At 73.8% G+C, this 23,492-nt stretch carries 20 protein-coding genes; 11 read left to right on the forward strand and 9 right to left on the reverse strand.

From position 1 onward, the window contains the following. Nucleotides 1-26 precede the first annotated feature (26 nt). A complete protein-coding gene (gene pdxH, locus ABEB00_RS21730) occupies nt 27-695 on the reverse strand; it encodes a pyridoxamine 5'-phosphate oxidase (protein WP_345621654.1) in 669 nt (222 codons plus the stop codon). Nucleotides 696-895: 200 nt separating this feature from the next. Between pdxH and ABEB00_RS21735 the strand changes: the two genes are divergently transcribed. Continuing rightward, on the forward strand, nt 896-1,996 hold the full coding sequence (locus tag ABEB00_RS21735) for a citrate synthase 2 (RefSeq protein WP_345621655.1): 1,101 nt from the start codon (nt 896-898) through the stop codon (nt 1,994-1,996). 453 nt (nt 1,997-2,449) lie between these two features. Further along, nucleotides 2,450-3,877 carry a PAS domain-containing protein gene (locus tag ABEB00_RS21740; RefSeq protein WP_345621657.1) on the forward strand — a complete coding sequence of 476 codons (1,428 nt, stop codon included), beginning with the start codon at nt 2,450-2,452 and terminating at the stop codon, nt 3,875-3,877. Nucleotides 3,878-3,905: 28 nt separating this feature from the next. On the opposite strand, the gene ABEB00_RS21745 is transcribed toward ABEB00_RS21740, so the two are convergent. Then, complete coding sequence (locus ABEB00_RS21745) at nt 3,906-4,661, reverse strand: SIS domain-containing protein (protein ID WP_345621658.1); 756 nt, start codon at nt 4,659-4,661, stop codon at nt 3,906-3,908. A gap of 225 nt (nt 4,662-4,886) precedes the next feature. Here ABEB00_RS21745 and ABEB00_RS21750 point away from each other — a divergent pair, with 225 nt between their 5' ends. Together ABEB00_RS21750 and ABEB00_RS21755 are read left to right on the forward strand one after the other, a co-directional pair. Further along, complete coding sequence (locus ABEB00_RS21750) at nt 4,887-5,579, forward strand: iron-dependent transcriptional repressor DtxR (protein ID WP_345621659.1); 693 nt, start codon at nt 4,887-4,889, stop codon at nt 5,577-5,579. A gap of 633 nt (nt 5,580-6,212) precedes the next feature. Continuing rightward, nucleotides 6,213-7,109 (forward strand): alpha/beta fold hydrolase, encoded by an 897-nt coding sequence (locus tag ABEB00_RS21755; protein ID WP_345621660.1) that lies wholly within the window; start codon nt 6,213-6,215, stop codon nt 7,107-7,109. 123 nt (nt 7,110-7,232) lie between these two features. On the opposite strand, the gene ABEB00_RS21760 is transcribed toward ABEB00_RS21755, so the two are convergent. The 3 genes from ABEB00_RS21760 to ABEB00_RS21770 all read right to left on the reverse strand — a co-directional run bounded on the left by ABEB00_RS21760 (nt 7,233) and on the right by ABEB00_RS21770 (nt 10,411). Then, nucleotides 7,233-8,840 (reverse strand): transporter, encoded by a 1,608-nt coding sequence (locus ABEB00_RS21760; protein WP_345621661.1) that lies wholly within the window; start codon nt 8,838-8,840, stop codon nt 7,233-7,235. Then, on the reverse strand, nt 8,837-9,607 hold the full coding sequence (locus tag ABEB00_RS21765) for an ABC transporter ATP-binding protein (protein ID WP_345621662.1): 771 nt from the start codon (nt 9,605-9,607) through the stop codon (nt 8,837-8,839). The genes ABEB00_RS21760 and ABEB00_RS21765 overlap by 4 nt, the downstream gene beginning before the upstream one ends. Nucleotides 9,608-9,754: 147 nt before the next feature. Further along, the gene (locus ABEB00_RS21770; RefSeq protein ID WP_345621715.1) at nt 9,755-10,411 is read right to left on the reverse strand and encodes a bifunctional DNA primase/polymerase; all 657 of its coding nucleotides are present in this window, start codon (nt 10,409-10,411) and stop codon (nt 9,755-9,757) included. Between the two features lie 300 nt (nt 10,412-10,711). On the opposite strand from ABEB00_RS21770, the gene ABEB00_RS21775 reads away from it, so the two are divergent. Both ABEB00_RS21775 and ABEB00_RS21780 read left to right on the forward strand, forming a co-directional pair. Beyond that, nucleotides 10,712-12,097 carry an NsdA family TPR-like regulatory protein gene (locus ABEB00_RS21775; protein WP_345621663.1) on the forward strand — a complete coding sequence of 462 codons (1,386 nt, stop codon included), beginning with the start codon at nt 10,712-10,714 and terminating at the stop codon, nt 12,095-12,097. Between the two features lie 166 nt (nt 12,098-12,263). Then, complete coding sequence (locus ABEB00_RS21780) at nt 12,264-14,045, forward strand: hypothetical protein (protein WP_345621665.1); 1,782 nt, start codon at nt 12,264-12,266, stop codon at nt 14,043-14,045. A 77-nt stretch (nt 14,046-14,122) separates the two neighbouring features. On the opposite strand, the gene ABEB00_RS21785 is transcribed toward ABEB00_RS21780, so the two are convergent. Beyond that, nucleotides 14,123-15,430, reverse strand: a complete 1,308-nt coding sequence (locus ABEB00_RS21785; protein ID WP_345621666.1) for an ABC transporter substrate-binding protein — start codon at nt 15,428-15,430, stop codon at nt 14,123-14,125. A gap of 117 nt (nt 15,431-15,547) precedes the next feature. On the opposite strand from ABEB00_RS21785, the gene ABEB00_RS21790 reads away from it, so the two are divergent. Together ABEB00_RS21790 and purU are read left to right on the forward strand one after the other, a co-directional pair. Beyond that, a complete protein-coding gene (locus ABEB00_RS21790; protein ID WP_345621667.1) occupies nt 15,548-16,048 on the forward strand; it encodes an SCO4402 family protein in 501 nt (166 codons plus the stop codon). 47 nt (nt 16,049-16,095) lie between these two features. Beyond that, on the forward strand, nt 16,096-16,977 hold the full coding sequence (purU, locus tag ABEB00_RS21795) for a formyltetrahydrofolate deformylase (RefSeq protein ID WP_345621669.1): 882 nt from the start codon (nt 16,096-16,098) through the stop codon (nt 16,975-16,977). A 124-nt stretch (nt 16,978-17,101) separates the two neighbouring features. Here the strand turns inward: purU and ABEB00_RS21800 are convergent, their stop codons facing one another. Next, nucleotides 17,102-18,727 carry a maleylpyruvate isomerase N-terminal domain-containing protein gene (locus ABEB00_RS21800; protein WP_425586546.1) on the reverse strand — a complete coding sequence of 542 codons (1,626 nt, stop codon included), beginning with the start codon at nt 18,725-18,727 and terminating at the stop codon, nt 17,102-17,104. 20 nt (nt 18,728-18,747) lie between these two features. Further along, a complete protein-coding gene (locus tag ABEB00_RS21805) occupies nt 18,748-19,320 on the reverse strand; it encodes a sigma-70 family RNA polymerase sigma factor (protein WP_345621671.1) in 573 nt (190 codons plus the stop codon). A gap of 341 nt (nt 19,321-19,661) precedes the next feature. Between ABEB00_RS21805 and ABEB00_RS21810 the strand changes: the two genes are divergently transcribed. The 3 genes from ABEB00_RS21810 (at nt 19,662) to ABEB00_RS21820 (ending at nt 22,003) form a co-directional block, all read left to right on the forward strand. Continuing rightward, complete coding sequence (locus ABEB00_RS21810) at nt 19,662-20,042, forward strand: STAS domain-containing protein (protein ID WP_345621717.1); 381 nt, start codon at nt 19,662-19,664, stop codon at nt 20,040-20,042. 112 nt (nt 20,043-20,154) lie between these two features. Continuing rightward, a complete protein-coding gene (locus tag ABEB00_RS21815) occupies nt 20,155-20,667 on the forward strand; it encodes an EF-hand domain-containing protein (RefSeq protein WP_345621672.1) in 513 nt (170 codons plus the stop codon). 862 nt (nt 20,668-21,529) lie between these two features. Further along, entirely contained in the window at nt 21,530-22,003 is a 474-nt protein-coding gene (locus ABEB00_RS21820; RefSeq protein WP_345621673.1) for an ATP-binding protein, read from the forward strand. Nucleotides 22,004-22,494: 491 nt separating this feature from the next. Here ABEB00_RS21820 and ABEB00_RS21825 read toward each other — a convergent pair whose 3' ends face one another. Continuing rightward, on the reverse strand, nt 22,495-23,490 hold the full coding sequence (locus ABEB00_RS21825) for a GlxA family transcriptional regulator (RefSeq protein ID WP_345621674.1): 996 nt from the start codon (nt 23,488-23,490) through the stop codon (nt 22,495-22,497). Nucleotides 23,491-23,492: the final 2 nt, after the last annotated feature.

Consider the following 23,492-nt stretch of genomic DNA (forward strand, 5'->3'; position numbering starts at 1 on the left):
CCAGGTGGCCCAGGTGCCCGGAGCGCTCAGGGGCTGAGCCGCTCCACCCGCCAGCCGCCCGCCTCGTCGGTGACGTACCGCAGCCGGTCGTGCAGGCGGTTCTCCCGGCCCTGCCAGAACTCCACCGCCCGCGGCGCCACCCGGAAGCCGCCCCAGTGCGGCGGCACCGGCACCCGCTCGCCCTCCGGATAGCGGGCGGCCAGCTTGGCGTAGCCGACGTCCAGCTCCTCGCGGGAGTCGACCACCGACGACTGGGCGCTGGCCCACGCGCCGAGCTGGGAGCCGTGCGGCCGGGTCCGGAAGTAGGCGGCCGTCTCGTCCCGTCCGGTGCGCTCCGCGACCCCCGACACGATCACCTGCCGGGCCATCGGATGCCAGGGGAACAGCAGCGAGACGTGCCGGTTCACCGCCAGCTCGCGGGCCTTGCGCGACTCGTAGTTGGTGTAGAACACGAAGCCCCGCTCGTCGAAGTGCTTCAGCAGCACCGTGCGGGAGCTGGGCCGGCCCTCGGCGTCGGCGGTCGAGACGACCATGGCGTTCGGCTCGAAGAGGCCGCCCGCCGTCGCCGCCTGCCGGAACCAGCGGGCGAACTGTTCCACGGGCGTGGCGGCCGCCCCGTTCTCGGACAGCCCCGCGGCCCGGTACTGCCGGCGCATCGAGGCGAGATCGAGAGGCACGGCGTCTGGCTCGGTCACGCGGACCATCCTGCCGTATCCGGACCGCCCACGGGTGGTCCCGCTCACTCCGTGGCACTGAGTGCCGCAAACCCTCCCCATAAATGGCACTCAGGGATATCGTGCAGAGACCGTCCCGGCCGGCCGCCCCCGGGCCGAACGGGGCACCACGGGGGTGACCGCGGCCACACATCACGCACACGACCACGAGGAGCCGCCTCATGTCCGACTTCGTACCCGGACTCGAAGGAGTCGTCGCGTTCGAGACGGAGATCGCCGAACCCGACAAGGAGGGCGGCGCGCTGCGGTACCGGGGCGTCGACATCGAGGATCTGGTCGGCCACGTCTCCTTCGGCAACGTCTGGGGCCTCCTGGTCGACGGAGCCTTCAACCCCGGCCTGCCCCCCGCCGAACCGTTCCCGATCCCCGTCCACTCCGGCGACATCCGCGTCGACGTACAGTCCGCGCTGGCGATGCTCGCCCCCGTCTGGGGCCTCAAACCGCTCCTGGACATCGACGCCGAGCAGGCCCGCGACGACCTCGCCCGCGCCGCCGTGATGGCCCTCTCCTACGTCGCCCAGTCCGCGCGCGGCCAGGGCAACCCCATGGTGCCGCAGCGCGAGATCGACAAGGCCCGGTCCGTCGTCGAACGGTTCATGATCCGCTGGCGCGGCGAGCCCGACCCCAAGCACGTGGCCGCCGTGGACGCCTACTGGACCTCCGCCGCCGAACACGGCATGAACGCCTCCACCTTCACCGCCCGCGTCATCGCCTCCACCGGCGCCGACGTGGCCGCGGCCCTCTCCGGCGCGGTCGGCGCCATGTCCGGCCCGCTGCACGGCGGCGCCCCCTCCCGGGTGCTCGGCATGATCGAGGAGATCGAGCGCACCGGCGACGCCGACGCCTACGTCCGGCGCGCCCTGGACCGGGGCGAGCGCCTGATGGGCTTCGGTCACCGCGTCTACCGCGCCGAGGACCCGCGCGCCCGCGTCCTGCGCCGCACCGCCCGCGACCTGGGCGCCCCCCGCTTCGAGGTCGCCGAGGCGCTGGAGAAGGCGGCCCTGACCGAACTCCACAACCGCCGCCCGGACCGGGTCCTGGCCACCAACGTCGAGTTCTGGGCGGCCATCGTCCTGGACTTCGCCGAGGTCCCGGCCCACATGTTCACGTCCATGTTCACCTGCGCCCGCACGGCCGGCTGGGCCGCGCACATCCTGGAACAGAAGCGCACCGGCCGCCTGGTCCGCCCCTCCGCCCGCTACCTGGGCCCCGGCCCGCGCGACCTGCGCGAGGTCGAGGGCTACGAGGGCATCGCCCGCTGAACGAGCGGGTCCCCCGCACGCGGGCGACCCGCGAGTCAGGTTCCTCCGTGGAGGAGCCGGCCGGACGTACCGGCGACTCGCGGGTCGGGTGACCGCGTCGGGATTGGGCCGACCGCACGCCTCTGTCACGCGCCGGCCGGGCACCGCACTCGCTGTGGTGCCGGGCCGTCAGCCCGCGGCCACCTCACGCGTCCGGTTCTCGTACATCTGCGGAACCACCTCCCTTCTCGTGTACGGCCCACCCTAAGAACGCCCCGGCGTCCGTTCAACCGTTTTTGCTGTGACCCGGGAGACGGGGCGGGGCTGATTTCCGCCGTACAACGATTTCTGCATTTTTGCAGGAACCCGCTGTGTGCTGGGTCACGTTCGAGTTGAATGAAGGCCAGTGAGCGCATTCAGTGAGTGAGTGAACCGACGTGCCGTACGGCGGACGCAGTCCGCAGGGGGGTCCGGATGAGTGCTTCCCGGCGTAGTGGGGCCACCGACGAGCTGGGGCCGGACGAGCCGGAGCAGCCCGAGCGGGAGGGCGCGGACCTGCTGGCCGCGCTGCTGGACGGGATGGACGCGGCGCTGTGCGCCTTCGACGCGGACGGTGTGGTGACGCACTGGAACCGCGAGGCGGAGCGCATCCTCGGGTGGACGGCAGCCGAGGCGGTGGGGCGGCGGGGGTTCGCCGGCTGGGCGGTGCGCAGCGCGGACGCCGAGGAGATCGAGCGGCGGCTGCTGGCCGCGATGCGGGCCCCGGGACGGCAGGTGCACGAGTTCGCGCTGCTGACCAAGGACGGCGGACGGGTGCTGGTGCGTACGCAGTCCGCGGCCGTGCGCGGTTCGGACGGCAACCCCGCGGGGCTGTACTGCGCCTTCAGCGAGGTGCACACGCAGATCGACCTGGAGCGTTCCATAGCCCTGAGCGAGGCCCTGTTCGAGGACGCGAGCTGGGGTGTCGTCCTGGTCGACGCCGACCTGCGCCCGGCGGTCGTCAACGCGCACGCGGCGCGGGCCCTGGGCACCGGGCGGACGGCCGTACTGGGCCGGCCGCTGGGGGAGTTGCTCGCGCAGGGCGTCGAGGAACTGGAGAGCGCGCTGACGCACGTGCTCGCGGAGGGCGCGCCGCCCGCGCCCGCGGAGATCTGGGTGTCGGTGCGCACCCCGGACGGGGACCGGCGCCGGTGCTGGAGCAGCGGTTTCCTGCGGCTGGCGTCGCCGCTGGCGGAGGAGCCGGTGCCGCTGGGCGTGGGCTGGCTGTTCCAGGACGTCACGGAGGCCCGGCAGACCGAGCAGGAGGCGGCGCTGCTCAGGTTCCGTACCAACCAGCTCCACCGGGCGGCGCGGGCGGCGGCGGAGTGCGAGGACCCGGCGGAGGCGGCCGTCGTCCATCTGGACTTCGCGCTCGCCGGGTTCGCCGACCACGCGCTGATGGACCGGGTGGCGGGCGGTGCGCTCGGCGACGCGGACGCGGCGGGTCCGGTACGGCTGGTGCGGCTCACGGCGACGCCGGCCGGGGCGCCGGGCCCGAGCCTGGCGGCGGACGCGGCCGGGCTGCCGGTGCGGTACGCCGAGGGGCATCCCGCGGTGCAGTGCGCGCAGCGGGCCGGGTCGGTGCGGGCGAGCGCCGGGGCGATGGCGGTCGAACGCACCCGCGAGTGGGCGAAGGCGCGGCAGTGGCCGCCGGAGACGGTGCACGCCCTGTGCGCGGTGCTGCGCAGCAGGGGGCGCACGCTGGGCGTGGTGACGTTCCTGCGGACCTCCGGGCGGAGCGCGTTCGAGCGGCTGGACGCGACCTACGCGGAGGACGTGGCGGCGCGGATCGCCGCGGCGCTGGACCTGGCCGACGCCGCGTCCCGTTCCGGCGCGGTGGGGGAGGAGCGGCCCCGCGCGTGACCCTGCCCGGGGTCTCGGCGGAGGGGTCTCAGTGGTGGTAGAAGATCCGGTCGCGGTACTCGTCCAGCACCCGGTCGTTCCACTCGTGGCCGCCGTCGACGTTGCCCGAGCGCAGCAGCGGGGGTTCGGTGCCGCGGTCGGCCAGGACGGCGGCCGTGGTGGCCATCACGGCTTGCAGGAGGGCCGTGGTGACGACGGTGGAGGCGGGGGCGAAGGGGGCCGGCACGGTGTCCAGGGTCAGTTCCGCGTCGCCGACCGCGATCTTGGAGTCGAGGACGAGGTCGCAGTGGTCCTTCAGATACGTCCCCGAACTGTGCCGGGACCTGGTCCGCCCGGCGTACGCGACCGAGGTCACGCCGATCACCTTGACGCCGAGCGCGCGGGCGTGGGCGGCCATCTCTACGGGCAGTGCGTTGCGGCCCGACAGGGAGACGATCACCAGTGCGTCGCCCGCCCGCAGCGGCGAGGAGTCCAGCACCGCGCTCGCCAGACCGTCGACGCGTTCCAGGGCGGAGCCCAGGGTGGCGGGCATCACGTCGACGCCGACGACGCCGGGCACGACGAGCAGGTTCATCAGGGCGAGACCGCCGGCCCGGTAGACGAGGTCCTGGGCGGCGAGGGAGGAGTGCCCGGCGCCGAAGGCGAAGAGCCGGCCGCCTTGCTCGACGGTGTCGGCGAGGAGGGTGCCGGCCGCCTCGACGGAGCCGGCCTCCTCGTCCCGGACGCGGTGCAGCAGCTCGATCGCCGCGTCGAGGAACTCGTCGGCGGGCTTGCGGTCGCTCATGCGGTGCCCCTTCGCTGTGGCCGTGTCGCGCCTCACCGTGCGGTCTGGACCAGTGCGGTGTCAACACCTCGGAAGCGGGCCGGCCGGCCCCGCCGGGGGCCCTGCCCGGCCCCGGTTCCCACGGCGCGGCACGGTTGTCGGTGGTATGCGTCAGAATTGGTGCCAGGGCCACCGCACGCGCCGGAGCGCCGTCGAGCCTCCGGAAGATCTAATCGAGGGGCACGTATGTCCGGACTGATCGACACCACGGAGATGTATCTCCGCACCATCCTCGAGCTGGAGGAGGAAGGTGTGGTCCCCATGCGCGCCCGGATCGCCGAGCGGCTCGACCAGAGCGGCCCGACGGTGAGCCAGACGGTGGCGCGGATGGAGCGCGACGGCCTGGTCTCCGTCGCCACCGACCGGCACCTGGAGCTGACCGACGAGGGCCGCCGGCTGGCCACGCGCGTGATGCGCAAGCACCGGCTCGCGGAATGTCTGCTCGTCGACGTCATCGGTCTGGAGTGGGAGCAGGTGCACGCCGAGGCGTGCCGCTGGGAGCACGTGATGAGCGAGGCGGTGGAGCGCCGCGTGCTGGAGCTGCTGCGCCACCCGACCGAGTCGCCGTACGGCAATCCGATCCCGGGCCTGGAGGAGCTGGGCGAGAAGGACGGCGCCGACCCCTTCCTGGACGCGGGCATGGTCTCGCTCGCCGACCTGGACCCGGGCGCCGAGGGCAAAACGGTCGTCGTGCGCCGGATCGGCGAGCCGATCCAGACGGACGCCCAGTTGATGTACACGCTGCGGCGCGCCGGGGTGCAGCCCGGTTCCGTGGTGAGCGTGACGGAGTCCGCGGGCGGGGTGCTGGTGGGCAGCGGTGGTGAGGCGGCTGAGCTGGAGTCGGACGTCGCCTCCCACGTCTTCGTCGCCAAGCGCTGAGCCGGGCGGACCGGCGGGCGTGGCTCGTGGCCCCTGGCCCGGGGCCGCGGCACCGTAGCGATCCCGCCCGATCCGGATCCACCGCGCCGAAGCGCGGCGTCCGCGCGCCTGGCGTGGAAGGCTGGCGCGCGGGCATATGACGCCGGGGAGAGAGGGGGACGACGTGCCGCCACTCGTACGGAGAGGGCCCCGGCGCCGTGTGGCGCCGGGGCCTGTCCTCCCCTGTACCGACCCGGAGCCCCGAGCTCCCAGGGTCGGTCCCGCGGACCCCTTTTCCCCGAGCGGTCCGCCTCCCGCTGAAGATCTCCCCCGAGGCGCGGCGGACAATCCCCGGAGGGTGTCACTCGAATGAGGGGTGTTATGCGGCAGGACGGCCGTTTCGAATGAGCATTCGATAGTCTGCGGGCGGCAGCGATCGCCACCGGCGGGACCGGCGGGACCGCACGACTGACAGTACGACTGACAGTACGACGGGCACCACAGACACCACAGACACCACAGACACCACAGACACCACAGACACCACAGACACCACAGGTACGGCAGGCGCGACAGGCAGAACACGGTGCACAGGAGCGGCCGGTCCCCACGGGAGCCGGGCGGTCCGGGCGGAGCTTGGGGGGTGCCAGGAGCATGGCGCGACGCATCGACGTGACCGGAGCGGGCGGAGTACACCTCGCGGCCTGGGAGTTCGGCGACCCTCCCAAGAACGACCCGGCCGCCGACCCGCCTTCCGATCCGGCCGCCGGGTCCGGTGGCGGCGCGCCGGGGGTGCTGCTCCTGCACGGCCTGATGGGCCGTGCCTCGCACTGGGCGGCCACGGCCCGCTGGCTCTCCGAGCGCCACCGCGCCGTCGCGCTCGACCAGCGCGGCCACGGCCGCAGCGAGAAGCCGTCGGAGGCGTCCTTCACCCGCGAGTCCTACGTCGAGGACGCCGAGGCCGCCCTGGAACAGCTCGGCCTCGGCCCGGCCGTCCTCATCGGCCATGCCATGGGCGCGCTCACCGCCTGGCAGCTCGCCGCCAAACGCCCCGACCTGGTCCGCGGTCTGATCATCTGCGACATGCGGGCCTCGGCGATCGGCGGCGCCTCGCAGCGCGAGTGGACGCAGTGGTTCCAGGCGTGGCCGGTGCCCTTCGCCACGCTCGCCGACGTCCGCAAGTGGTTCGGCGAGGACGACCCCTGGGTGGAGCGGCCCAATCCGGCCCGCGGCGAGTTCTACGCCGAGGTGATGGCCGAGTCCCCGGACGGCTGGCGTCCGGTCTTCGACCCGGAGCAGATGCTCCGCACCCGCGAGACCTGTGTGCACGACGCGCACTGGGAGGAACTGGCCCAGGTCCGCTGCCCCACCCTCGTCGTCCGCGGCCTCGACGGCCAGCTCGGCCGCGCGGAGGCCCAGGAGATGGTCCGGGTGCTCCCGCACGGCCAGTACGCGGAGGTCGCCGACGCCGGCCACCTCGTCCACTACGACCAGCCCGAGGCGTGGCGCGCGGCCGTCGAACCCTTCCTCGACGGCCTCCGCGAGAGCTGACGGGCCTCCGCGAGCGTCGACGGGCTTCCGCGAAAGCTGACGGGCCTCCGCGAGCGCCGACGGCCTCCGCGAGAGCTGACGGGCCTCCGCGAGAGCTGACGCGCGTGAGCCGGCCGGCCGGTCTCAGCCCTTGCTGACCGCCGTCAGGATCTCCGGCAGCCGCCGGGCCGTCTGCGGCGCGGCGAAGCGGAGCCCGACCACTGTCAGCGCCGCGCCCCAGACCGTGCCGGCCGGCAGCAGCACCCACCCCCATCCGTCGCCGCCGGCGCTGACGCTCCGCCAGATCGCCAGCGCGATGACCGGGGCGCACAGCAGGGCCGCGGCGACCATCCCGCCGAAGATCGAGATCCAGGCGAGCCCGACCTGCCCCGGGGCCGCGTTCTTGTGCCCCTCCTGCGGGATGGAGTACGGGAAGCGGGCGGAGGTCCAGGCGCCGGTCGCCAGCATCGCGCCGAGCAGCGCGTAGGAGAGCCCCAGTGCCTCCGGCAGCTTCTCCCAGTCGCCGAGCATCGCCGCCGTCACGACGGTGACGAGCGTGGCGTACGGCAGCGTGATCAGCAGCAGGGCCAGCGCCCGCGCGCGCAGTTCGACGTACGCCTGCCGGGCCGAGGAGATCGTCATCGCGACCATCCAGAACGCCGAGGTGTCCTGCCCGAACTGGTTGTACATCTGGATGCCGAGCATCCCTGCGGCGAAGCAGGCGAAGTACACCGAGCCGGTGCCCTGCCAGGCGTTGAAGACCGGCACGATCAGGCCGATCGCCAGCGAGGTGACCCAGGCCGCCTTGGTCTTCGGGTCGCGCCACACGTACCGCAGGGTGCGTTCCATGGCGGTGCCGGTGCGGCCGGCCGGCAGCAACCGGGCGAGTCCGGTCGAGGCGCGCTGCCGGGCGGCGGTGCCGGCCCCCGGCAGCGTGGAGCCGTCCGGGGAGGTCATCAGCCGGGTCAGGTGCCGGGTCCACACCGCGAGGAGCAGCGTCAGCAGCGCCGCGCACAGGGCGAGCTGGGCGAGGGCGGTCCCGTACGAGCCCTCGCTCGCCGCGGCGACCGCGCCGAGCGCCGACGCGGGCGGCACCCAGCGCACCACCTCGGCCGGCGCGTCCAGTTCCGCCAGCCCGGAGCTGCCGAGCCGCTGCGCGCCGAAGTTCACCACCTGCGCGCCGACCGCGATGACCAGCCCGCTCAGCACCGCCAGATCCCGCCCCTTGCGGCTGGTCAGCAGCCGTACGTTGGCGGCGGCGACGGCCCGCGCGAGGGCCACGCAGACCAGCAGCGCGAGGACGACGCCGACGACACCGACGGCGTACGCCGCGGGGCCGTGCGCCAGCGCGACCACCGAGCCGGCGAACAGGCAGAGCGTGAAGAGCGGGCCGATGCCCACCAGCGAGGAGACCAGCAGTGCCCGTACCAGCGGGCGGGGCCGCAACGGCAGCATGACCAGCCGGGTGGGGTCCAGCGTCTCGTCGCCGCCGGGGAAGAACAGCGGCATCACCGCCCAGCCCACGGCCAGTACCGCCGCCAGCAGCACCACGAGGGAGTCCGCGTGCGCGTGGCCGCGCAGCGCGATCAGGCCGACGAGCTGGAGCAGGGCGAAGAGCAGGACGAGGGCGGCCGAGGCGATGTAGGCGGCCCGCCGACCGCCGGACTGCCGCAGTCCGTTGCGCAGCAGCGACAGCTTCAGCCGCACGAAGACCGGGGTGACGGCGGGGTGCGAGGAGGCGCCCGCGGTCATCGGTTACCGCCGCCCAGCCATTCCAGGTCGGACCCGGCGGTGCGTGCGCCCGCCCCGACGAGGGTGAGGAACGCCTCCTGGAGCGAGGGGGCCGCACCGCGCACCTCGGCGAGGGGACCGGTGGCGCGGATGCGGCCCGCGGCGAGCACGGCCACCCAGTCGCACAGCGACTCGACCAGTTCCATGACGTGGGAGGAGAAGACCACGGTGGCGCCGGAGGCGGTGTACCGCTCCAGCACGCCCCGGATGGTCTGGGCCGACACCGGGTCGACGCCCTCGAACGGCTCGTCCAGGAACAGCACCTCGGGGTTGTGCAGCAGCGCGCTCGCCAGGCCGATCTTCTTGCGCATGCCGGTCGAGTAGTCGACGACCAGCTTGTGCTGGGCGCCGGCCAGGTCCAGGACGTCGAGGAGCTGGGCGGCCCGCTTGTCGACCTCGGCGCCGGGCAGTCCGCGCAATCGGCCGGTGTAGCCGAGCAGTTCCCGTCCCGACAGCCGCTCGAACAGCCGTAGCCCCTCGGGCAGTACCCCGATCCGGGCCTTCACCTCGACCGGATCGCTCCACACGTCGTGCCCGACGACCTCCACCGTCCCCTGGTCCGGCCGGAGCAGCCCGGTCACCATCGACAGTGTGGTGGTCTTCCCGGCCCCGTTCGGCCCGACGAGCCCGATGAACTTCCCGGCGGGCAGCTCCAGATCGATCCCCGCCACGGCGACCTGCTGCCCGAACCGCTTCCAGAGCCCTTGCACGCGTACGGCTGACGTCATGACCCGAACCCTACGGGGGGACCAGGTCGCGAGGGGCGACGGAACCCGGCGGACGGAGGGCGCTACCGCTACCGAATCGCTCCCGAACCGCTCCCGCTCCCGAACCGCTCCCGCTAGCGAACCGCTCCCGCTACCGAACCGCTCCTGCTACCGCTCCCGCCCGCACGCGTAGGCGAGCGCCGGGATCAACTCCTCCACGTCCGGCAGCCACCGGTTCGCGGACGTCGGCGGGCAGGCCCACTGCACCGCCGCCCCCCAGGCCCCGCACCTCGTCGGCGGCGCCGCCACGTACGCGCCCTCGCCGCACGCGCGAAGGTCGAGCCCCGACGGGGACCAGCCGAGCCGGCCGGCCAGGTCCGGCACCTTCGCCGCCGCCCCCGGCAGGACGAGGAACCGCATCCGCCGGTCCGGTGCCTGCGTCACCGGCCCCGGCGTCAGCCCCATCCGCTCCATCCGGGCCAGCGCGAGGAACCCGGCCGTCTCCGGCACGTCGATCGCGTCGAACGTACGGCCCGTGGGCAGCAGGACCGACGCCGTCGGCTGCTTCTGCCACATCCGGCGCGCGACGGTCGCGCTGCCGGTCGCCTGGGCCGCCCAGTCGGCGCGCGCCGGGTGCGCGCCCGGGGCGGCGCACGCCGTGGCCCCGCAGGAGCAGCGCTGCACCCCGCGGGCGGCTTCCAGCCAGGTACCGGGAAACACGTCCCAGTGACGCTCCTCGGCGTAGCGGACTGCGGCCTCCAGCAGCGATGCGCCGCGCTGCCGGGGAATCTGTGCGGCTTCGGTGCCGGGGACCGTTTCTTCCACGTGGAACTCAACTCCCGCACTCATCTTCGGTTACGGCTCCCGCGCGCGCGGGGGAGGAGCATCGATTCCGCAGCCGGGGCGCATGGTTGCACGTCCGGGGGCGCGCGTGAGGATCCCCGGTGCGAGTTGGGTAGCCACGTCAGGGGGGCACGGCGGCAGCCGTTACCCGGCAATCCTCGCAAGCCTCGCATTTTCCGCTCTACGTCGGGGCATTGATCTTCACGGCCGGATTCTTTCGGTGAAAGACACGTCAACTCGGTGCACGGGCAGGCACCCGAGCCATGAAGCAGGGGGTACGCCATGGCCGCAAGGCCACTCGTCGCGCGGCAGCCGAACGAACGGCTGCAGGCGCTCATCCAGGAAGCGGGCTGCTCCAACGCGGGCCTCGCCCGCCGGGTCAACATGTGCGGCGCCGAGCACGGTCTCGACCTGAGGTACGACAAGACGTCCGTGGCCCGCTGGCTGCGCGGACAGCAGCCCCGGGGCCGGGCGCCGGCCGTCATCGCCGAGGCGCTCGGCCGCAAACTCGGCCGTACGGTCACGATCGACGAGATCGGCATGGCCAACGGCAAGAACCTCGCGTCCGGCGTCGGCCTCCTGTTCTCGCCGACCGTGCTGGGCGCCATCGAGCAGGTCTGCGAACTGTGGCGCAGCGACGTCGGCCGGCGGGACTTCCTCTCCGGTTCCTCGGTCGCCGCGTCCGCGCTGGTCGAACCGAGCCGCGACTGGCTGATCTCCGCCCCCGACCCGCAGGTCGCGCGTGCGGCCGGGCCCCGGGTGGGGCAGTCCGACGTGGCGGCCGTGCGGGCGATGACGCAGGCCCTGGTCGACCTGGACCACCAGCACGGCAGCGGGCACGTGCGCCCGGTCGTCGTGCACTACCTCAACAGCGTCGTCTCCGGGCTGCTCGCGGGCTCCTACCGGGAGGCGGTCGGCCGGGACCTGTTCGGGGCGGTGGCCCGACTGACCGAACTCGCCGGGTACATGGCCGTGGACACCGGACAACCCGGGCTGGCGCAGCGGTACTACATCCAGGCGCTGCGGCTCGCCCAGGCGGCCGGCGACCGCGGCTACGGCGGATACGTGCTCGCCGCGTCGATGAGCCACCTTGCCGCCCAGCTCGGAAACCCGCGCGAGATCGCCCAGTTGGCGCGGGCGGCGCAGGAAGGGGCGCGCGGCCGGGCCACCCCGCGCGCGGAGGCGATGTTCCACGCCGCCGAGGCCCGCGGGCACGCGCTCCTCGGCGACGTGCGAGGGGCCCAGACGGCCGCCGGGCAGGCGGTCGCGGCGATGGAGTCGGCCGGTGACTCCGCCGGGGACGACCCGGCCTGGATCGCCCACTTCGACGAGGCGTACCTCGCCGACGAGTTGGCCCACTGCCACCGGGACCTGGGGCAGGCGGACGCGGCGGCCCGCTGCGCCGAGCAGTCGCTCGCCGGGCACCCGGAGAGCCGGGCGCGCAGGCGGGCCATCGGCTATGTGCTGCTCGCCACCGCGCAGGTGCAGCGGCGGGAGGTCGAGGAGGCGTGCCACACCGGTCTCAAGGCCGTGGAACTCCTCGGCACCCTGCGCTCCAACCGGGGCGCCGAGTACCTGGAGGACCTCCAGCAGCGGCTGGAGCCCTACCGGGACGAGGCGGTGGTGAAGGAGTTCGGAGCGCGGCTGGAACTCCAGGCGGCGGCGTGACCGGCGGCGCGTACGGAAGGAGGGCGTCCCAACGGCATAGCGGACCCGGCGTTGTTACCGCCGTCACAGGGCGGGAGGTCACGCCCTGTGCTGCGTGGCCGTGGGCTCGGGGGACCCGGTAGCGTGAGCCGACGATTCCGAAGGTCCCCCATTCGTAGGAGTCCCGGTGACGCAGAGTGGACAGGGCGAGGAGCCCTCGCAGCGCCCCGCGCGCGAAGGCATCGTGCTGCCCTCCGACGGTGGCGAGCCCCTGCTGCCGGGACTGGCGGGCGTCTGGGCCCCGCAGCCCGGCAGGCCCGCCCCCGCCCCCGCCTCGGCCCCGCCCGGCGGTCAGGCGTGGAACCAGCCCTGGGGCCCCGGTGGCCCCGAGGGCCCGTCCCCGGACCAGGACGCGTCCGCGTCCTGGAACGCGCACGGACAGCCCGACCAGCAGTCCTGGCCCGCCCAGGACGCCTCGCGGACGCCGTACCAGCCGGGCCCCGGTCCGCTGCCCCCGGAGGGCGGCCACGCCCCGTCCTACGGCACCCCGCAGACTCCGGCGTCCGGCGCCCATCAGCCCGGCGCGCAGCAGGATTTCGCGCCCGGGGCGTACCAGCCCGGGGGTCCGGAGGGATACGGCGGCGGTCCGCAGGAATACGGGGGCGGTCCGGAGGGATACGGGGGCGGTCCGGAGGGATACGGCGGCGGTCCGCAGGAATACGGGGGCGGTCCGCAGGGATACGGCGGCGGTCCCCAGGGATACGGGGAGGCCCGGGAGTCGTACGGGCCGCAGGGCGGAGCCGCGCCGCTGCCGCCCGCCGAGGACCGGGCGACCCACTACCTGCCGCAGGTGACGACGGCCCCCGCCGACCAGGCGGCCACGCAGTTCATACCCCCCGTGGCGGCCTCCGCCGACGAGGGCGCCACGCAGTACATCCCGCCGGTCGCACCGGGCGCGCTGCCGCCCGAGCGCTCCGCGCGGGACACCTCCGAGGACACGCGGGCGCTGAGGCGTCCGACGCCGCCCGCCCCGCAGGGGCCCGGCCCGCTGCCGCCGGCCGCCGGCTCGGACGCGGAGGCGACGCAGTACATACCGCCGGTGGCGGCCGCGCCGTTCGGTGCCGCGCCCGGCCAGGACGCCGACCGGCAGCCGCCCGCCGAGTTCGACAACCTCTTCCGCGGCTCCGGCGGCGACGGCCCGGCCGGGGCCACCCAGCAGATGCCCCGCGTCGACCCCGCGCAGCCCCCGCCCCCCACCGCCGGCCGGCGGCACGGCGGACCTGAGGGCAACCACGGAAACCACGGCGGCCACGACGACCGGGGCGGGCGCACCCGGACCGGTTCGCGGCTGCCGCTGCTGGCGGCCGTCGGCGTCGGCCTCGCCGTGGTCGGTATCGCGGCCGGGGCGTTCCTGGCCGGCGGGGACGGTGAGGAGAAGGACGACGCCGACCGGACCGTCTCCGCCACGGCCCCCGCCACCGAGGGCTCCGCCTCCGCGCCGGCCTCCGCCGACCCCGTCCGCGAGCAGGCCGTCGCGCTGGACGAGCTGCTCGCCGACAGCGGCAACAGCCGCAGCGCGGTGATCAGTGCCGTGGGGGACGTCAGGTCCTGCGACAACCTCTCCGAGGCGGCGGGCGACCTGCGGGACGCGGCCGAGCAGCGCACCGACCTCGTCACCCGGCTCGGGCAGCTCTCCGTGGACAAGCTGCCCCGGCACGAGGAACTGACCACCGCCCTGACCAAGGCGTGGCAGGCGTCGGCGTCGGCCGACAACCACTACGCGGCCTGGGCGGACCAGGCGGCCGGCAAGAAGGGGTGCCAGAAGGGCCAGGCCCGCTCCACCGGCCAGACCAAGGCGGGCAACGGCCAGAGCGAGACGGCCAGCACCGAGAAGGCCAAGGCCGCCGAGCTGTGGAACCAGATCGCGAAGACGTACGGACTCACCCAGCGCCAGCCCGTCCAGCTCTGATCGGGGGCGAGCAGGGGTGAGCGGGAGCAACGGGGGCAACGGGGGCGAGCAGGGGCAACGGGGCAGGCGGGGGCTGCTCAGCTCACGTCGGCGTTCTCCAGCGTCTCGGTGGTGTCGAGGGAGCCCTTGCGGGCCGACACCAGCTTCCCGTCCCGTACCACCTGGAGGGTGACCTCGGTGTTGACCAGCCGAGGGAACCCGACGGAGGCCAGCTTGTCCTGGAACCGCCACTGGAGCGCCGGCGTGAGCCCGCCGGTCTCCACCTTCATGCCGTCGTCGAGGGCGCGGGTGATCACGTCGGCGCTCACCTCGCCCTCGCCGAGCGCCTCGACGATCCCCTTGAGCACGGTGTAGGCGATCCAGGTGGTCTGCACTCCGGCGTCCGCCGCGTCGACGCGGTTGTCGCCGAACGCCTTCTCCTTGATCACCTTCTGCAGCGGCTGCCAGCGCGCGTCGGTCGCCACCGGGTACCAACTGGTGACGTACGACCCCTCGTACGGGCTGGACGCCCCGCCGGTGGCGTTGATCGTCGCCTGGTCGACGCTGCCCAGCACGGTCGCCGTGCGCACCTCGGAGTGGTCCTCGCGGGCGCGCCGGAAGGAGTCCATGAAGGTGCCCGTGCGGTCGCCGAGCACCGGCACCACGCACCCCTTGGCCAGCGGGTCCGTCGTCGACCGCGCCAGCGCGCGGCCGGCCTGGCCGTCGTACTCGGTGGCGTCCTCCGCGGCCCGCTGGTCCAGGGCGCGCGCGTGCCCGCCCGCCACCAGGCCGGAGTCGATCAGGGCGGGGAGCTGGTCGCCCGCGATGGTGTCGGGGCGGACCAGGGTGACGGGGCCGCAGGTGCCGGCCAGCGCGCTGCCCAGCCCGGCCAGGAGCGCGGGCTGACCGCCGTTGACCGGGTAGGACAGCGGACTGGTGAACTCCTCGTTGGTGGTGCCGTACCCGCCGATGTACGGGATGCCGGCGCCCTCCAGGATGGGGAGGAAGGCGTCGGAGTGCTGGCTGTAGGAGCCGACCACCGCGACGGCGCCCTCCTTGACCGCGCGCCGGGCGCACTTGGCGGCGCCCCCGTTGTCGTTGTGGTCGTTGCAGGTCAGGACGGTGAGCTTCCGTCCGCCCAGGCCACCCCGGTCGTTGATCCAGCGGGCGTAGGCGCGGGCGAAGGCGGGCATGCCGGGCTTGTTGGTCGCCTTGGTGTCCTGGGGCGCCCAGGTCATGACGGTGATCGTGTCCTCGTCGGCGTCGCCCGCGACCCCCTGGACGACCCCGCAGCCGACGGCGACGGACGCGCACGCCGCCCACACGCCCGCGGTCCGGGCGCGTTTCCCCAGGTTCCGCAGGAGGCCGGGGAGGGAGGGGCCGAGGGTGCGTCGCCTGCCGGTCATGGTTCCTCAGGATTCCGCGGTACGGATAACCTGGAAGCGACCTCCGGTCAATGTGGAGTGACACGAAGGTGAAATACGGGGGCCGGTGGGACGGGCATGAAGGGGAACGTACGATCGATGACCGTGCAAGGTTCGGAGAACTCTTCCCGTCGCGGCCGTCGCTCCCCCACCATGGGCGGCATGCCTTTGAACGACATGCCGTGGTGGCGCTGGCGCAGCAACGTGCGCTCGGCGCTGCACATGCTCTCCGATCCCGCCTTCCAGCGCGGCGTCTGGCTGGCCGGCGTCGACGGCTACGGTGACGTCACCGACGCGGTCTACCGGCTGGTGGAGGACACCTGGCTGGACCACTGGTCCGCGGAGAAGTACGTCGGCACGATCTTCCGGGACTCCCAGGAGGCCGCGCTGGTCGACACCGCCGTCCTGCGGGTGCTGCGGATCATGCACGAGGTGGGGCCGGACGCGCCGGTCTCCACGTACCTCGCGCACGCGGCCTGGCCGGACGCGGTGCGGGCGGCCCGGGACGCGCACGTCCGGCTGGCGTCGAGCGACGGCGACGACCCGGACACGGCGCCGCGCACGCTGGAGCTGCTGAGCATCCTGACGCGGTCCGCGTAGCGGGACGGCACCCCGGCGGGGGACGCGGATATGGGACCCTGTCCCGCATGAACGAGCAGTCCACCCGCGCCGCGGCCCCCGCCGACCAGTACGTCCTCACCCTCTCGTGCCCGGACAAGCAGGGCATCGTGCACGCCGTGTCGAGCTACTTGTTCATGACCGGTTGCAACATCGAGGACAGCCAGCAGTTCGGCGACCACGACACGGGCCTGTTCTTCATGCGCGTCCACTTCTCCGCCGAGGAGCCGGTGACCGTGGACAAGCTGCGCGCCAGTTTCACCGCGATCGGCGACGCCTTCCGGATGGACTGGCAGATCCACCGGGCCGACGAGAAGATGCGCGTCGTGCTGATGGTGAGCAGGTTCGGGCACTGCCTGAACGACCTGCTCTTCCGGGCCCGGATCGGCGCGCTGCCGGTCGAGATCGCCGCGGTGGTCTCCAACCACGGCGACTTCGCCGAGCTGGTGGGGTCCTACGACGTCCCCTTCCACCACATCGCGGTGACCAAGGACACCAAGGCCGAGGGCGAGGCGCGGCTGCTGGAGATCGTGCGCGAGCGCAACGTCGAACTGGTCGTCCTCGCCCGGTACATGCAGGTGCTCTCCGACGACCTGTGCAAGCAGCTCAGCGGGCGGATCATCAACATCCACCACTCCTTCCTGCCGAGCTTCAAGGGCGCGAAGCCGTACCACCAGGCGCACGCGCGGGGCGTGAAGCTGATCGGCGCGACCGCGCACTACGTGACGGCCGACCTCGACGAGGGGCCGATCATCGAGCAGGAGGTCGAGCGGGTGGGGCACGACGTCACCCCCGACCAGCTCGTCGCGATCGGGCGGGACGTGGAGTGCCAGGCGCTGGCGCGGGCCGTGAAGTGGCACGCGGAGCGCCGGATCCTGCTGAACGGGCGCCGGACCGTGGTCTTCGCCTAGAGCGCGCGAGCGCTGGAGCGCGTACGGGGGCGGGGGTCCGGGTCCGGGCTCAGGGCCGGGTTTGGCGTTCGAGGTCGGGTTCGGGTCCGGGTTCGGGTGCGCGGGTGGCTGTGGGCAGCCGTCCTTACATCCGGCTCAGGCTCGCCGCCGCGAACAGTACGTCCCTGATCGCCTCCCGGTCGCCGTCCTGACCGGCCGCAGCCTCCTCGGGCGGGACCCGCCCCGCGGTGAGCCGGCAGAACTCGACCCCGTCCAGCGCGACGTGCGCCACCTCGTGCGCGGCGGAGCCCGCCGCGGGGGAGTCCAGCGGGATCAGCCACTCGCCGCCGCCCGAGCCCTCGATCTCCAGGCGCAGACTGCGGCCGGGCGCCCCGGCCGCCACCAGGTGCCGGTGGCCGCCGGGTGCGGCCGTCCCGGCGCGGCGGCGCTGGGCGAGGGCGGCCGGCAGCATCCGGGCCGCGAGGTCGATCATGCGGTTGAGGTGGCGCGGGGAGGGCGGGCCGTACGGGTAGGCCACCGCCTGGGCGATGTCCTCGGCGTGCACCCAGCACTCGAAGGCCCGGTCCACCATCGCGTCGTGCAGCGGCAGCTCGAAGTCGCCGTACGAGACCGGCATCCGGCCCGCGCCGCTGCCGGTGAAGGAGACCGTGCGCACGAGGTCGTGGCTCTGGGCGCGCCAGGGTGCCCGCACCGCGCGGGTGGGCGGGAGGTGCGAGGCCCGCCAGTACGCCTCGGTGCGGCTCGCCGGCGCCGGATTCGGGGCGGGGATCTCGCCGAGCGGGTCGGGAAGGCCGAGGGCGACCGCGACCAGGCCGTCGACGGCCAGCAGGTGCGCGACGACCCCGGCGACGGTGGCGCGGCGGCTCGCCGTGCCGTCGGCCGAGAACCAGCGCAGCCGTACCGGCGTGTGCCAGTCGGCGTCGCCGATGTCCTGGAGCAGCGCGTCCAGGCGGGCGGTCTCGGCGTCGTAGGGCGTGGCCCACTCGGGCACCGGGATGCGCGGCGGACGCCGGGCCAGGCAGCCGTCGAGGACGCGGTTGCGCAGCGCCAGGTCCAGGTCGAGGCTCTCCGGCCGCTGGAGCAGCGCGACCGCCCGCCGCAGCCGTCCGGCCTCCTCGGCGCAGGTCGCGCACGCGCCGAGGTGCGCGTCGACGGCCGCCGCCTCCTCGGGCGAGCAGACGGCCAGCGCCCAGGCACCCAGCAGCGAGGTCAGCACCTGGTGCTCCAGCACGAGCGGTACGTGCTGCACGGCGGCCCCGCGAGCGGGCGCCGGTGGTGCGGGCGGTGGTGCGGGCGATGGTGCGGACTGCGGCAGCCCGCCGTCCTCCACAGGGGTGCGCGGCAACGGGATTCGCGGCTCCCGGCCGGCTCCCCGCCCACCACGGGAACCCGCCCCGCCTGGCCCGCCGGGTCCGTCCGAGCCGCCGGAGCCGTCCGAGCCGCCGGGTCCGTCCGAGCCGCCGGAGCCGTCCGAGCCGCCGGGTCCGTCCGAGCCGCCGGAGCCGTCCGGTCCTCCTGGCTCGTGGGGGCCGTGCGACGCGTGGGGGCCGTGCGACCCGAGGGGATCATCCGGCCTGTCCGGCCCGTCCGGCCCGTCGGACCCGTGCGGTGTGCCCGGGTGGTTCGGGGAGTCGTCCGGCGGGACCGGGCCGCCCGCCGGGCCGCCTCGCGCCGCGGCGGGCCAGGTGTCCTGGTCGCCCCCGTCGCCCGCTTCGCCGGCGTCGCCCGCGTCGATGTGGTGCGGGTACACCCCCGTGTGCCGGGTTCCGCTCATGCCGCACCGCCGTATCCGGGCGGGCCGGCCGCGTCCTCGGCCGTGGCGAGGAGTTGCAGGCCGAGGCGGAGCCTGCGGCGGGCCTCGTCCTCGGTGATGCCCAGGTCCGCGGCGGTCTGCCGGTAGTCGCGGCGCCGGAAGTAGGCCCGTTCCAGCGCGGCGCGCAGCGGTACGGGCATGGACTGGACGATGTAGTCGGCGCGGGCGGCGACCGCGGCGTGGCGCACCTTGTGCTCCAGGTCCGCGGCGGTGCCCGGGCCGCCGCGCGCGAGGGCGGCCGTCCCGGTGGCCCGCAGCCGCCGTACGGCCAGCCGGTGGGTGAGTTCGGCGATCCAGGTGCGCAGCGGGCCCCGCTTCGGGTCGTAGGCGTCCGGATGTTCCCAGACGTGGGTGAAGACCTCGCGGGTGACCGCGTCGGCGGCCTGTTCGTCGCCCAGCACGCGGTGGGCGAGACCGTGCACCAGGGAGGCGAACCGGTCGTACAGCTCACCCAGGGCCGCGGCCTCGCCGCGGGCGAGCCGCTGCTGCGTCTTGCGGTCCCAGCCCAGCGGCGCGTCCTTCCTCGCCATGCGGCACTCTCACCCCCTGCTCGGCTGCGACGTCCGGACCGTGACCGTCGGTGTCCAGCCCGCGGCCGTCGTCTCCTCGAATGTAGTCGGCACGTATGACGGCGCACGCCCCTTTATGGCAATGCGCGCCCCGCGGGGGCCCCCGAGTGGTACAAGCCCCGCGCCGGAATAAGCGGCTTCGCCCCGCTGCCCGTTCCCCTCGGAGTGTTTGCGGGAACGGCCGCTGGGCAGGTGCGCGGCCAAGAAACGTAAGCAAGGCTTCCGTTTTGAGTTGGTTTGAGTGAGTTGAGCGAGTTGAAGGCATACGCCGGAGTTTTCCGGTGTACCGGCGAGTGAAGGGCATGGTGGTGGGGTTCCACGTGACCGGTGATGAACGAGGCCGGTGGGCCGTACTCGAAGTGACGGGCGAACTGGACATGGTGACGTCACCCATGCTGCGCCAGCGGGTGCACGACGTGGTGGCGGAGGGACAGCACAGTCTCGTCCTCGACCTCTCCGACGTGCTCTTCTGCGATTCCAGCGGCGTGAGTGTGCTGGTCGCCGCCCGGCGCCTGATGTGCTCCTGCCAGGGCAGGCTGCGGCTGATCCTCCCGGCCCAGGGCGCGGTCGACGGTTCCCACGTCAACCGCGTGCTCGGCGCGCTGGGCGTGCGCAGACTCTTCGACTGCCATCCCGACCTCGACTCGGCGACCGGCGACGAACCACGCCCACTGTCCGCCTGAGACCCTCGCCGGGACCTTTCCCCGCTCCACTTTTTCCGTCCAGCAGGACCCTCCCCGGCGTCGTACGCTCCGAGCGAGACGCACCCTCCGACGTAAGGCGGCCAGAGAAGAGATGGTCAGCAGCGAGTACGAACGCAGGATCGCCGACCGGTTCGCCCTCTTCGACCAGGACGGCAACGGCTACATCGACCGCGAGGACTTCAACCGGGCGGCCAAGGCCGTGCTGGCGGAGTTCGGTGCCGCGGCCCGGACCGACAAGGGCCAGGCGCTGTACGGCGGAGCCGAGGCGCTCTGGCAGGGCATGGCCGGTATCGCCGACCGCGACGGCGACCAGCGGATCACGCGTGCGGAGTTCGTCACCGGCGCGGTCAAGCGCCTGCGGGACAACCCGGACCGGTTCGCCGAGATCGCCCGCCCCTTCCTGCACGCGGCCCTCGCCGTGGCCGACACCGACGGCGAGGGGACCGCCTCGGTCGAGGACGCCGGGCGGGTGCTCACCGCCCTCGGCGTGCCCGCCGAGGCCATCGGACCGGCCGTGGCGCTGCTCGACGCGGACGGCGACGGCAGAGTCGGCGAGCCGGACGTCGTACCGGCCTTCGCCCGTTACTTCACCGTGCCGGAGTAGCGGCTGCCGCACGGTGCCGGAGCAGTGGCTGCCGCACCGTGCCGGAGCGGCGGCTGCCTCGTCGTGCCGGAGTGGCGGCGCCGGGGCCTCGCCCCGCCGTGCGCAACACGCCCGAAGCCGGGACCCGGTTCGGCCGGTCCGTGGCGGTTCGCCGCCGGGGACCGGCCGTCCGCCGTTTCCGGCACCGCGGCCGGCGGCGCGGGCCGCGGCCCGGCACCCGGCGGTCACCCCGCTCCGGACTCAACCGGGTCCTTCGGGTCGGCCGGGTCGGCCGGACGCACACGCGTCGTCCGGCGATTATCACGGAGGGTGAGCGACGCGTCGCGGGTGGCGCGCCGACCCGATCGCGGCGGACGCCCGTGTGCTGGGGCATTACCGTGAACGGCCGTGCGGATGTCACGGATCGTGGCAATGTCATGATCACGGAGCGTCGTTGCCGGGTTGTGTCCGGGGTGTGACCCGTCACGGCCCGGAGTCGGAGCCGGGCTCCGGTACCTTGGGTGCGATGCGAGTGATCCGGAGCGCGAGCCGTGCCGGCGTCGCCCCTGCGGCGGCTCCGGAAAGGCCGGTACGCGCCGGTACGGCAAGGGTTTCAGGCCCTTACGTCACCGCTCGCCCGACGGTCCGCGGCGAGCGCCGCGCAGTATCCCCCACGAGTACTCCTTCGCGCTGGAATATGCCTGAAGCGCTTGTTGGGGTGACGGAACGTCAACCATGCTGTTCTTCACGGGAGTCACGTTCCGTGACTCCCCACCCGGCCGCTGTCCCGGCCGTGCAGGTAATGGCTACGATCGTGGCCCTCGTGAGGCGCGAGCCTAAGTGTCCGCCGGTTCGGATGGTGTGAGCGGTGCAGGTGCTTCAAGTGCGACTGGAGATCCGGCCCGACCCCGCAGAGGTCGGGCGGGCCCGCAGATGGGCCCGGGCGCGGCTCGCCAGGTCCGGGGTGCGGGCCGACGAGCCGCTCGCCGAGACCCTCGTCCTGCTCGTCTCGGAGCTGGTCACCAACGCCGTCGTGCACACCGGCCGGCCGGCCGTGCTCCAACTCTCCCTGCCCCGCGCCGTGGCCGAGGGGGCCACCGTCCGGCTGGAGGTGGCCGACGCCAGCGAGCGCGCCCCGGTGCCCCGGTATGTGGACGGCGACGCGACGGGCGGCCGGGGGCTCGCCCTGGTCGACGGCCTCGCCGACCGCTGGGGCTGGAGCCGCGAGGACGGCGGGAAGCGCATCTGGTGCGAACTGGACCGCTGTGTCCGGCGCCGGGAGTCCACCGCGGCCTACGGCTCGACGGTGGCCTACGAAGGGCTGGCGTACGAAGGTCTGACGTACGAGGTGGTGTAGGCCGCGGGGCGGCGGGGGTTGCGGCCGCGCCCGTTGTCATCGTCTCGTCGGCCTGTGCGCCGTCGCGCCGTCCGTGCTTCCGTGCGCGTCCGGAGCAAAAGGGACCTTGACGACTAATTCCCCTGGGCGGGTTGACCGGCCGTCACCTCTTGTTCACCCTTGAGATCAGCGATTCGCCGTGAGGGGACGGCGAGGGCTTCGGTGACGGAAGCCCTCGGCGAGTGTGGGTCGTGATCCGGCGGCCGTTCCCTTCGAGGTCCAGGGGGCCAGGGCGGACACCCGCCGGGTCGGGTGGCGGTGAGCGGCGCCGACCTCACGGTACGGGCGCCGCGCCGCCGTCCGGCCGACCGAACCCCACCATTCATCCACAGGCTGTGGATAACTTCTGGGGATCTGAAGACCCGGAGATCTGGAGATCTGGGCATCCGGAGATCCGGAGACCTGAAGATCCCGTGATCCCGTGATCCCGTGATCCGGACGCGAGGCCGGTCTCAGGCGAGGGCGCCGCTGCGGAACGTCCGGCGGTAGGCGGTCGGCGTGACCCCGAGCGCCGCCTGGAGATGCTGGCGCATCGACTGGGCCGTGCCGAAGCCCGCCTCCCGCGCCACTTGGTCGACCGAGAGGCCGGTGGACTCCAGTAGATGCCGGGCGCGTTCGACCCGCTGCCGGGTGAGCCACTGGCCGGGGCTGAGGCCGGCCTCCGCACGGAACCGGCGGGTGAAGGTACGTACCGACATGGCCTCCTGGGCCGCCATGTCCCGCAACTGGATCGGCTCGTGCAGCCGCGCGAGGGCCCAGGCGCGGGCGGCGATGGTGGACGACTGCTGCGGATCGGGCACCGGCCGCTCGATGTACTGGGCCTGACCGCCGTCGCGGTGGGGCGGCACCACCGTGCGCCGGGCCACCTCGTTGGCGACCGCCGTACCGTGGTCCCGGCGCACGATGTGCACGCACAGGTCGATCCCGGCCGCGACCCCGGCGGAGGTCAGCACGTCGCCGTCGTCCACGAACAGGACGTCCGGATCGACCTCGACCTTCGGGAAGAGACGCTGGAAGTGCTCGGCGGAGGCCCAGTGCGTGGTGGCCGGGCGGCCGTCGAGGAGACCGGCGGCGGCGAGCACGTAACCGCCGGTGCAGATCGCGACCAGCCGGGTACCCGGGCGGACTTGGGCGAGGGCCGCTGCCAACTCCTCGGTGAGCACGCCCTCCTCGTGCACCGGGCCCAGCTCATAGGAGGCGGGGACGACCACCGTGTCGGCGGTGGCCAGGGCCTCGGGGCCGTTCCGTACGAGGATCGAGAAGTCGGCATCGGTGACGACCGGGCCCGGCGGCCGGACCGAGCAGGTGACGACCTCGTACAACAGCCGGTGCCGGGCGTCCCTGGCCCGACCGAAGATCCGCTGGGGGATGCCCAGTTCGAAGGGGAGCAGGCCGTCGAGGGCGAGTACGACGACGCGGTGCGGGCGGGACGTACGGTCATCCGGCATGG

Origin of the sequence: Streptomyces ziwulingensis (assembly GCF_039542605.1) — a bacterium.
In the GTDB taxonomy this organism is placed as follows: Bacteria; Actinomycetota; Actinomycetes; order Streptomycetales; family Streptomycetaceae; genus Streptomyces; species Streptomyces ziwulingensis.